This window comes from Petrocella sp. (assembly GCF_059865615.1).
In genome coordinates this window covers 1-10,886 of the sequence record NZ_JCBCDA010000066.1, presented here as the reverse complement: position 1 = coordinate 10,886, position 10,886 = coordinate 1, and the positions used below count along the sequence as shown (strand labels likewise).

The 10,886-nt window shown below is 36.2% G+C and carries 9 protein-coding genes; 8 read left to right on the top strand and 1 reads right to left on the bottom strand.

Features of this window, described 5'->3' with window-relative positions; translation table 11 throughout:
- The first annotated feature begins 282 nt into the window (after positions 1-282).
- Positions 283-1,473: an isocitrate/isopropylmalate family dehydrogenase gene (locus AC6F8J_RS07605; protein WP_500722211.1), complete on the top strand. Its 1,191-nt coding sequence runs from the start codon at positions 283-285 to the stop codon at positions 1,471-1,473.
- Positions 1,474-1,500: 27 nt separating this feature from the next.
- Positions 1,501-2,196 carry an FCD domain-containing protein gene (locus AC6F8J_RS07600; RefSeq protein WP_500722208.1) on the top strand — a complete coding sequence of 232 codons (696 nt, stop codon included), beginning with the start codon at positions 1,501-1,503 and terminating at the stop codon, positions 2,194-2,196.
- Positions 2,197-2,293: 97 nt separating this feature from the next.
- On the opposite strand, the gene AC6F8J_RS07595 is transcribed toward AC6F8J_RS07600, so the two are convergent.
- Entirely contained in the window at positions 2,294-4,216 is a 1,923-nt protein-coding gene (locus AC6F8J_RS07595) for an ATP-binding cassette domain-containing protein (protein ID WP_500722205.1), read from the bottom strand.
- A 170-nt stretch (positions 4,217-4,386) separates the two neighbouring features.
- Between AC6F8J_RS07595 and AC6F8J_RS07590 the strand changes: the two genes are divergently transcribed.
- From AC6F8J_RS07590 to AC6F8J_RS07565, 6 genes are all read left to right on the top strand, one after another.
- Positions 4,387-5,019 carry a redox-sensing transcriptional repressor Rex gene (locus tag AC6F8J_RS07590; RefSeq protein WP_500722202.1) on the top strand — a complete coding sequence of 211 codons (633 nt, stop codon included), beginning with the start codon at positions 4,387-4,389 and terminating at the stop codon, positions 5,017-5,019.
- A gap of 180 nt (positions 5,020-5,199) precedes the next feature.
- Positions 5,200-5,796 (top strand): hypothetical protein, encoded by a 597-nt coding sequence (locus AC6F8J_RS07585; RefSeq protein WP_500722199.1) that lies wholly within the window; start codon positions 5,200-5,202, stop codon positions 5,794-5,796.
- Positions 5,793-6,179: a holo-ACP synthase gene (gene acpS, locus AC6F8J_RS07580; RefSeq protein ID WP_500722197.1), complete on the top strand. Its 387-nt coding sequence runs from the start codon at positions 5,793-5,795 to the stop codon at positions 6,177-6,179. The genes AC6F8J_RS07585 and acpS overlap by 4 nt, the downstream gene beginning before the upstream one ends.
- Positions 6,160-7,698 carry an NAD(P)H-hydrate dehydratase gene (locus AC6F8J_RS07575; protein ID WP_500722195.1) on the top strand — a complete coding sequence of 513 codons (1,539 nt, stop codon included), beginning with the start codon at positions 6,160-6,162 and terminating at the stop codon, positions 7,696-7,698. The genes acpS and AC6F8J_RS07575 overlap by 20 nt, the downstream gene beginning before the upstream one ends.
- A 20-nt stretch (positions 7,699-7,718) precedes the next feature.
- The gene (alr, locus tag AC6F8J_RS07570; protein WP_500722192.1) at positions 7,719-8,879 is read left to right on the top strand and encodes an alanine racemase; all 1,161 of its coding nucleotides are present in this window, start codon (positions 7,719-7,721) and stop codon (positions 8,877-8,879) included.
- A 128-nt stretch (positions 8,880-9,007) separates the two neighbouring features.
- Positions 9,008-10,426 carry an MATE family efflux transporter gene (locus AC6F8J_RS07565; RefSeq protein WP_500722189.1) on the top strand — a complete coding sequence of 473 codons (1,419 nt, stop codon included), beginning with the start codon at positions 9,008-9,010 and terminating at the stop codon, positions 10,424-10,426.
- Positions 10,427-10,886: the final 460 nt, after the last annotated feature.

Below are 10,886 nucleotides of genomic sequence, written 5' to 3'. Positions count from 1 at the left end.
TCTTAACAGAATATTTACATATTACATACATAAAGATAATTAGTTAGCAATAGTGTGCATAATCTGTGGATAATGTGGAAAAATAAAAATAAATTAAAAGAAGATAAGTAAAATATCAGTTAATTTTGTCTATTTAACCTGTTAAAATACGGAATACAAACAACAGCCAGCTTGACAAAAACTGTATGATTGTATACAATCATACTAAAGTTGCATGTTTATTAATTAATCTGCATAGGTGAAGCATCAAGAATAAATGTTATAATAAAGGCGGTCGTTTTAATGCGACAAATCAAACCAATTATGGCATCAAACGGAGGTAATAAAATGGATTATTTGAAACATTTTGAGACACTTGTCAACAATCAGAAAGCTAGAGTGGCTAAAATGAAGGGACAAGGTGACTTCATTGATTACAAAAGCTTAGACAAAATCATTATCGGTGTTGTCGGTGGTGACGGTATTGGTCCGGTAATTACAGCACAATCTCAGCGTGTGCTTGAATTTTTGCTTGCGGATGAAGTCAAAAAAGGCAAAGTTGAGTTTAGAGTAATTGAAGGTTTAACGATTGAGAAAAGAGCAGAAGTGAATAAAGCCATTCCAGATGAAGTGTTGGCAGATCTAAAAAAATGTCATGTTATCCTTAAAGGACCAACAACGACACCAAGAGAAGGGGATCCATGGCCAAATATTGAAAGCGCTAATGTAGCCATGCGTAAAGAATTGGATCTTTTTGCCAATGTAAGACCAGTTAAAGTACCAGAAGAGGGCATTGACTGGACGTTTTTTAGAGAAAATACAGAAGGAGCATATGTACTAGGAAGTCAAGGTATTCATATTGATGAAGACATTGCTTTTGACTTTAAAGTTATTACAACACAAGGTGCCGAAAGAATTGCTCGTGCAGCCTTTGATTTTGCTAAGAAGAACGGAAAAACACGTGTTACATGTGTGACTAAAGCTAATGTAATTAAGACTTCAGATGGGAAATTCTTAAACGTATGTAAAGAAGTTGCTAAAGAATATCCAGGTATAGAGATGGATGACTGGTACATTGATATCATGACTGCAAAGCTGATTGATAAAAATAGAAGAACACAATTCCAAGTAATGGTGCTTCCTAACTTATATGGTGATATTCTGACGGATGAAGCAGCAGAATTTCAAGGTGGCGTAGGTACTGCCGGTTCAGCCAATATTGGTAAGAGATATGCAATGTTCGAAGCCATTCATGGTTCAGCACCTAGAATGGTGGATGAAGGAAGAGATATATATGCTGATCCTTCTAGTGTTGTTCGTGGTGGTGCTATGTTACTTAGCCATATTGGTTATACTGAGGAAGCAGATAAATTATTCAAAGCCCTTGAGATTTGTGGTCAAACAGAAAAGAAATTGGTGATGACAGGTAGAGATACAGGTGCCACCAATGCAGATTTTGCAAACTATCTCATGGAAACCATAGAGAAATTATAAGAAAAAAATATTTTTTGGAGGCGCGTATTGGATAGCTATAATCTTCAAGAGGAAGTTAATGATAAATACTCATTAAGGGGTCGTGTTTTTCACAAGATACGAGAAGACATCCTTAAAGGTGGCTATAAGCATAAAGAGGCTATTAAAGAATTGCAGGTCGCTTTAGAACTAGGCGTCAGCAGAACACCAGTCAGAGAAGCCTTAAGACAGCTAGAACTTGAAGGTTTGGTCACGATTATACCGAACAAAGGTGCAATCGTGACTGGCATCAATGCAAAAGACATTCAGGATATCTATGCTATACGGTCTATGATTGAAGGTTTGTGTGCTAAATGGGCATCAGAGAACATTACAGCCAGTCAGATTGATGATTTAGAGGAAGTTGTATACTTATCAGAATTTCATCTTGAAAAAGGTCACATTGATCAATTATACGAATTGGATAACAAATTCCACGAAATCTTATACGAGGCTTCAAATAGCAAAATCATGAAACATGTTTTATCGGATTTTCATCATTATGTGCAACGGGTAAGGAAAGCGTCTTTGTCTTCTGTGGATCGAGCGAAAGCTTCTATTAAAGAACACAAAGCCATCCTAGAGGCGCTAAAAATCGGTAATGATAAGATAGCCAGTGAACTGACTAATATACATATTAAGAATACATCCAAGAATGTTAGTGAAAAAAAGATTGTTCAGATTTTGGATATGGATCATAATTAATAGTATTAAAAAGTAGTAACCATGGAGGAAAGTCTTAGGTTGCTACTTTTTTTAGTTTTATCTCAACGGATCCTATGAAAATCCATCCGTAGAATCACTACGTCTTTATTTTTTCTAGTGCATCATGAAGTTGCGTCCATGATTCATATAACTTCTCAAGAGAGGATTCAAGAACTGACTTCTCTTCAGTGAGCCTAGTAGCTGCTTCATGGTCCGTATACACGGCTTCTTGACAGAGTTGCTGATGGATACTCTCTATTTGCTCTTCGTGGCTGTGAATGTCCAATTCAGCTTTTTCAAGAAGGTTTTCTAGTCTTCGCCTTTCGGTTTTTTTTGCTTTATCGTCTAACCAGTTGGATTTGTTTTCTGTTGTTATCTCTGAAAGTATTGCTGTTTCTTCTGAATCATTTATGTCATGCTGTCTTAAGAATTCATCATAATCACCTAAATAGGTTTTGATTTTTTTTTCGGACAAATGCATGACTTTATGGGCGACACGATTGACAAAATAGCGATCGTGAGATATAAACAAGATCGTACCTTGATAACCGATTAACGCATTTTCTAGAACACTCTTTGAAATCAAATCCAAATGGTTAGTAGGCTCGTCCAAAATCAGGAAATTGGCTTCACTCAGCATGAGTTTAACTAAAGTTAAGCGTCCTTTTTCACCACCACTTAGCTTTGAAACATGCTTAAAAACATCATCACTCTTAAAAAGATAGGAAGCTAAGATGTTACGAATTTCTCCTTGCGTGAGTGTAGGGTAGGCGTCAGATATTTCCTCAATTAAGGTATTGTCTGAGTTTAACAATTGATGTTCTTGGTCGTAGTAGCCTATTTTAACTTTTGCACCAAGCTGAATCTGACCAGAATCGGCTTGCATAACTTTATTGATGATTTTAAAAAGGGTTGATTTACCTGATCCGTTATCACCAATGAGTGCAATATGCTCACCTTTTTTTATTTCGAACTGAATATGATCTAGAAGCTCTATACGATCAAAAGATTTACATAGGTCTATGACTTTCATAACATCATGCCCGCTTTCATAACGGGGTTTTAATTGAAGATGCATATCAGCCTGAACTTCCATAGGTCGGTCTAGACGTTCCACTTTTTCTAATAGTTTTTCACGGCTTTCAGCTCTTTTAGCAGACTTTTCTCGATTAAATGAACGTAACTTCTTAATGACATCTTCTTGTTGCTTTATGGTCTTTTGTTGTTGATCATAGTGTTTAGCTTGGATTTCTTTAATATGAGCCTTCTTTTTCATAAAATCAGAGAAATTGCCTTGGTATTCAATGGCTTTACCCATTTCAATCTCTATGGTTTTATTTACAATTTGATCAAGAAAAAAACGATCATGAGAGATGATAAATAAGGTACCTTTATAGGATTGCAAGAATCCCTCTAGCCAGCGAATGGCATCCATATCTAGATGGTTGGTTGGTTCATCTAACATAAGACAGTCGGGATTTAAGATGAGTTCTCTCGCAAGAGCCAGCCTTGTCTTCTGACCACCGGATAGTTTAGACACTTCAAGATCAAAGTCGTCTTGTGAGAAACCTAGACCTTTTAAAACACCTTTGATTAGACTTTCATATTGATAACCATCAATGGATTCAAAAAGATGACGTAATTTAGCATAATCTTCATTAAGTTTATCTAATAAATCAAGATCACCTTCATGAAGATGAATTTTTTCTTCTAAATCGGTAAGTTCATTTTTTATATGAACCAATTGCTCGTTGGCATTGTAAACAGTCTTGTAAAGGGACTGATTTGAATCGGATAATGCATTTTGCTTCAAATAGCCGAATGTTTTACCAGAAGCTTTATAGACAGAACCACGATCAGCTAAAAGTTCACCGGTAAGGATTCTGAAAAGCGTGGTTTTACCGGCACCGTTGATTCCAATGAGTGCTACTTTTTCGCCTTCATTGATAATGAAATTAATATCCTTTAATAAGGTATCTACGATAAATGATTTAGTAATATTTTTACAACTTAATATCATGATTGTATCCTTTCTTTATCTGTGTTTCGACATTATCATACCACTAATTAGAACCATTGAAAAGAAAAAGGAAAGTAAGGTACAAAATAAACAATATACTAATTAGAATTGACAGTTATTTAACAAATAGCTATAATGGTATTAAGATACGGAAGAATGGGGGCCATGATATGTCAGATAAGAGAATATCGACAGCAGTTATAAAAAGATTACCTAGATATTATAGATATCTTGGAGAACTACTTGAGAATGATATCGTTCGAATCTCCTCAAATGAACTAAGTCAACGTATGGATGTTACAGCTTCTCAAATCCGTCAGGATTTAAATAATTTCGGTGGGTTTGGTCAGCAAGGTTATGGGTATAATGTAAGTCACCTGTATAATGAGATTGCGAAGATTTTGGGGCTTGAGAATCACTATAGTGTGATTATAATAGGTTCCGGTAATTTAGGTCAGGCTTTAGCTAATTATACAGATTTTGAAAAGCGTGGTTTTGTTGTAAAAGGACTTTTTGATGTCAACCCAAGATTGGTAGGAATATCTGTTCGGGGTATGGATGTACAAGATATGGATCAACTTAAAGAGTTTGTTGTTGAAAATAACATTGATATAGCCATATTAACCGTCCCAAAAACCAAAGCACCTGCAATAGCCAATGATCTATGCGAATGGGGTATTAGAGGTATATGGAATTTTGCACCTGTTGATTTACAGATTAATAACTATGATGTGGTGGTTGAAAATGTTCACTTATCAGAAAGTCTGATGACTTTGTCTTATCGAATTAAGGATTCTGAGTAATAGTTTGAAATGTAATATACTTGTAATATATTCAATACTTAGTCAAGTTATAATAAGAGATAGGAAATGGTTTGAAGCTGATGGTACTTAGCTTAGAATTTTTTCTATCTTTTTTTACAAATATCTTAGCGTTCCTATTCTACAATGCAACCATCAAATACTATGTTAGGAGTTGTCATGATGGATAAAAAACCTCACATACAGATAAAGAAATCCGAACACATAGTCGTACTTGATCAAAATTGGCATAGTTTATTCACCGGTAAAAAACCATATAAAATAAAAACGTTAGAAAGCCAACTGAACAAACTATTAAAAGAACAGGGTAAGGTTAATACAGAATATAAAGCATACAAAGCTTTGAAAAAAAAGATGATGGATGACATCATTTCAGGTATGTCCCTTGCTTTTGACGATAAGCACGCAGAAGGCACAAAGGAACTGGAAAAAAAGCATAAGCATATTCAAGAGATTAATGGTAAGTTTGATGCCTATGAAAAGAGAAAACAAGAACTACCTCATGAAATAGAAAAAGTGAATCAAACCTTGCTTAAAGAAAGCATGATTATTTTCTATGAGCGTATGATACATAATAAAGAAAAGAAAAGAAGACTTGAATCTGAAATTCAGACCATACATGATAAAGTCAAAGAACTTGTTGGTAAAAAAGAAGATTTGGATGAAGAGAATACAAGGCTTTATGAATTCATACATGATTTAGCCGGTTTAGAAGTTATTGAACAATTGGATGCACATTACTTCGGAGGTGAAGAATGATTGTTGGCATAGGTAATGATATGATAGAAATAGAACGAATCCTTAAAGCAGTATCTAGGCCAAAATTTTTAATGAGATATTTTACAAAAGCGGAACTTAATCTATTTAGGGATAGAAAAATGAACCCATCTACCATTGCAGCAAATTTTTCTATCAAAGAAGCTGTAACCAAAGTCTTTGGGACAGGGTTTAGAGAGTTTGGTCTAAAAGATGTAGAAATATTAAGAAATGAACTTGGAAGACCCTATATTAAGTTGTACGGACAGGCAAAAGAGATGGAAAAGCAAATGGGAATCGACAAATGGCACATTACAGTTTCACATACGAAATCAATGGTTTCCGTTGTTGTATTGGGAGAGAAATATGATTGTAGCAAAGAGTAATCAAGTGGCACTGATGGATCAGACAACAATCAAAGATTATGCAATCCCTGGGATAGTTTTAATGGAGCATGCAGCTATGGCTGTGTGTGATGAGGTCCCTAAAAATCGCAAGTCAATACTGGTTGTGTGTGGCGTTGGCAATAATGGCGGAGATGGCTTTGCCATTGCCAGAATTTTGATTCAGAGGGGCGAAAAGGTAACAGTTCTTGGTGTTGGCAATCCCTTACATCTTAAAAATGATGCAAAAATTATGTACGATAGTTTAGCTCATATTGAAACCGGGCTTTTTTGGTATGAAGTTTGCAGTGAAAAAAAATTAGATCACTTATTTCAAAACTGTGATATTATTGTGGATGCTATTTTTGGTACAGGTTGCAATCGTGAGGTTTCTGAGGGTTATCTAGAAGTCATAGAGAGAATAAATAAAAAGAAGGCATATGTCATTAGTGTAGATATACCATCCGGTGTTAATAGTGATAATGGAAAAATCATGGGCGCGTGCGTAAAGGCAAGTTTGACGGTTACATTCACCTTACCAAAACTTGGCAATATCCTGTACCCAGGTGCAAAAGCAAGTGAACGACTCAAGGTTGTTGACATAGGGATACCGCAGAAAGTGTTGGAGGGTTTTGTTTTTGAATACGAAACCATTGATCAAGATACGATAAGACGCTTACCCTCAAGAAAAACCGATGGCCACAAGTTCACATATGGGAAAGTATTGATTATCGCAGGATCCAAAGATATGTCGGGTGCTGCTTATATGGCTGCCATGGCCGCATATAGGACAGGTACTGGATTGGTTGAGATTCTAACCCATGAAAGCTGCCGTATCAGCCTGCAATGTGCATTGCCGGAAGCCATCATAAAAACATATCAAGATGATTGTGAAAGTATAGAAAAAGCCATTGAAACCGTAAGTCAACAGATAGAATCCTATGATGCAGTACTTATTGGTCCTGGACTTGGACAATCAGAATCAGCTCAACATCTTTTGGCTTTTGTACTTTTACAACCCTATGTACCAATTATTATGGATGCGGATGCTCTTAACTTGCTCTCTGCAAATTTTGATATTCTTTTAGAATCATCTGCGCCTATTATTATGACGCCACATATTGGTGAAATGTCAAGACTTACGAAATTCCCTACTGAAGCGATTAATGAAAATACAGTGGAATTTGCACAAGCATTTTCTAAATCCAATCAAGTCATTACAGTTTTAAAAAGCCATCGTACGGTGGTCTGTAATCAAGAGGGTCTTTGCTGTATTAATCTTTGCGGCAATGATGGCATGGCGACAGCCGGTTCAGGAGATGTACTGGCCGGCATCATAGCTAGTCTTGTTGGACAAGGTATAGAACCATTTAAAAGTGGTGTTTTAGGCGTAGCCATACACAGTTTATCGGGTGATTTAGCATATAGAAATATAGGACGACATGGTTTGATGGCTCATAATATAATAGATGCCATTCCAAAGATTATGATGAGTACAGATAGTCAGAATAGAGAAGAATAGAAGATTAAGGAGACAGATGGATGAGGCATTATCAGCGTGTCATAGCAGAAATCAATTTAGACGCCATTATACATAATTATAGAGAAATTAAAAAATATCTATCAGATGACACTAAGATTTGTAGCGTGATTAAGGCAGATGGCTATGGCCATGGCGCAATACCTATAGCTAAAACTTTAAGTGAAGAAGGTGTAGATGCCTTTGCAGTAGCAGCTTCTCATGAAGCCGTTCTACTTAGAAAAAACAAAATACATTGTCCCATATTGGTATTAGGATATACTAGTGAAGATGATTATGACGATATGGTCAAACATGACATCACCCAAACGGTTTTTCGCTTAGATATGGCTGAAAAGCTTTCAGCAGTCGCAATGCAGTTGGGTAAGAGGGCACGTATTCATATTAAAATAGATACAGGAATGGGTCGAATAGGTTTTATGCCAGACGATCAATCTCTACAAGTTATAAAAAAAATATCTAAATTACCTATGCTTGAAATAGAAGGAATATTCACCCATTTTTCAAGAGCAGATGAATCCGATCATAGTATAAGTCATAATCAGTTAAAAGTCTTTCAAAGTTTTATCGCCAAACTTAAAGAAGCAGGAATTGAATACTATGACATACATATGTCAAATAGTGCAGGATTAATAGAAGTGCAGCAGGCTGAGTTTAATATGGTACGCGTTGGAATTGCTCTATATGGCCTATATCCTTCAGATGAAGTGAATCATACATCCATTAAGCTTAAACCAGCCTTAACCCTTAAGAGCAATATTATTCTACTCAAAGAAATGGATAAAGGCATGCCGATTTCTTATGGCGGTAAGTATGTGACCAGTAGAAAAACCATAGTAGCCACTATACCTGTAGGCTATGGTGATGGTTACCCAAGGGCCCTGTCATCAAAAGGTCGGGTGCTGATTCACGGTTCTTATGCTCCGGTTATCGGACGTATTTGCATGGACCAGTTTATGGTAGATGTGACAGACATAGAAGGTGTTAAAGAAGGTGATGAAGTGGTACTCATTGGAGAGATGAAGGGTCAACATATATCTGTAGAAGAAATAGCCTCCTATATGAACACCATTAATTATGAAGTGGTTTGTCAGCTGGGAAAAAGAATCCCACGGGTGTATTATAAGAATCAAAAGCCAGTTCTATCCATTGATTATTTTTAAGTGTTAAATAAAAAATGAAGCCATAATATAAAATGGTTATAATAACTTGGTAGGAAGCAGATATAAGTGAAGGCTTATGTCTGTTTTAGTCTGCCGAGCCAATAATATGAAGGATAAGAGACAAAAAAATGAAAAAACGCAAAAATAAAATTATTGAAGAAATAAAAATCATTGAAAATGCCAGTCATGCAAGTGATATCGATGTGAGAAGACATTTTTATGCAAAGCTATTTGCTATTGCGATGCCTATGGCACTCCAAAACCTTGTCACATCTTCATTAAACCTAATTGACACATTTATGATTAGTTCGCTCAGTACAGCCTCTATTGCAGGTGTTACAGCAGCAAATAAGCTATTTTTTATACTCTTTCTCTTTCTATTTGGCATCAGTAGCGGTTCATCTATTTTGACCGCTCAGTATTGGGGCGTCAAGGATGTAAAAAACATCAGAAGGGTGCTTGGGATATGTCTCATGCTCGGCATAAGCGGTGCTTTCTTGTTTACGACAGCCGCCTTATTCGTACCTGAAATGGTGATGAGAATCTTCACAAATCAACCCGGTGCAATATCAGAAGGTGCAAGTTATTTGAGGATTATCGGATTCAGTTATATACCGACTTCTATTACTTTTGCCTATGTTTTTATACTAAGAAGTACGGGCAATGTAAAGCTACCCATGAAGATCAGCATAATTGCAATAATACTCAACACCTTTCTCAATTGGGTATTAATATATGGTAATCTTGGCGCACCTGCCCTTGGTGTATCAGGTGCGGCTATTGCGACGGTTATTGCCCGTGGATTGGAATTTGCTTTACTTATGGGTATCATCTATCGTAACAATGAAGTAGCAGCGGCTCGACTCAATGAACTACTAGATATTAATAAGATTTTTTTTGCAAAATATATAAAAACAGTATTGCCAGTCATCTTTAACGAGCTAATATGGGCAGTTGGTGTTACCATGTATGACTTGGTCTATGGTCGCATGGGTGAATCTGTAATGGCGGCTATGGGTATTACCAAAACCATAGAGCAAATGACTTTTTTCTTTATCTATAGCTTAGGTAATGCTTCCGGTGTAATCCTAGGTAATCAAATGGGTACAGGGGATATGACGCAGGTCTTTTACTATGCAAAGAAGTTGGTGAAGATTATGGTTATTATTGGTCTAAGCATGAGTGTTATTTTATTTGTTGCTTCAGGACCACTGGCAAGCTTTTTCCAAGTCGAGCCACTTGTAGCCACATACATTCAAAACTGTATTCGAGTACTGGCTGTAGTAACAGTGATAAAGGGACTGAATATGCTCATCATCGTCGGTATCTTAAGAAGTGGTGGCGATACCACGTTTGCAATGTATTTAGATGGCGGCGCAGTATGGCTTGTGGCCGTACCCTTAGTTTTCTTAGGTGGCTTCGTGTGGAAATTAGAAATTCAGTATGTATATATGCTGGCATTGACAGAAGAAGTTGTTAAAGTATCTATTGGACTTTACAGAGTATGGTCTAAGAAATGGATCAATAATCTTATTTTTGAGGATTAACAGGTATCAGGCTGTAATAGATATAAAAATTTGTTGTCACATCAGTCCACACATGTGGAGTGTGTTTTGAGCATGATAAATAGCTTAAGTAAATAGCATTGATGCGACTGTAAAATTGTAAAATTGAATTGTTATGTGTAACCGTTTAGGGATGGTGTTAATAGTAAGAAAGTTGTATTGATTACTTTGGGGATATGGAGTATGATAAGAAAATAACAATATCCGAGAGTATAAGTTTTAAAGGTGGATTTTGAGGGAAAGAGTGGAGTGCCTTGTATTCTTGGTCAAAATTTGTTTTCGCTCTTTTAAACAACTAAAATTGATTAGGGTGTCAAAAGTACATTAGGCACCCAATTTTGCGAATATTTTTTTACGTTTGAAAAGGACTAAAACTTCCGTGGAAATTCTGTCTTAAAAGTGCCTGAAGCCATTGATTTCAATGGGAAAATGAATCATTACA

Coding starts and splice junctions, on each gene's coding strand:
- acpS (WP_500722197.1), top strand. CDS start 5,793: ATGATTGTTGGCATAGGTAATGATATGATAGAAATAGAACGAATCCTT.
- AC6F8J_RS07565 (WP_500722189.1), top strand. CDS start 9,008: ATGAAAAAACGCAAAAATAAAATTATTGAAGAAATAAAAATCATTGAA.
- AC6F8J_RS07590 (WP_500722202.1), top strand. CDS start 4,387: ATGTCAGATAAGAGAATATCGACAGCAGTTATAAAAAGATTACCTAGA.
- AC6F8J_RS07595 (WP_500722205.1), bottom strand. CDS start 4,216: ATGATATTAAGTTGTAAAAATATTACTAAATCATTTATCGTAGATACC.
- AC6F8J_RS07575 (WP_500722195.1), top strand. CDS start 6,160: ATGATTGTAGCAAAGAGTAATCAAGTGGCACTGATGGATCAGACAACA.
- AC6F8J_RS07585 (WP_500722199.1), top strand. CDS start 5,200: ATGGATAAAAAACCTCACATACAGATAAAGAAATCCGAACACATAGTC.
- AC6F8J_RS07605 (WP_500722211.1), top strand. CDS start 283: ATGCGACAAATCAAACCAATTATGGCATCAAACGGAGGTAATAAAATG.
- alr (WP_500722192.1), top strand. CDS start 7,719: ATGAGGCATTATCAGCGTGTCATAGCAGAAATCAATTTAGACGCCATT.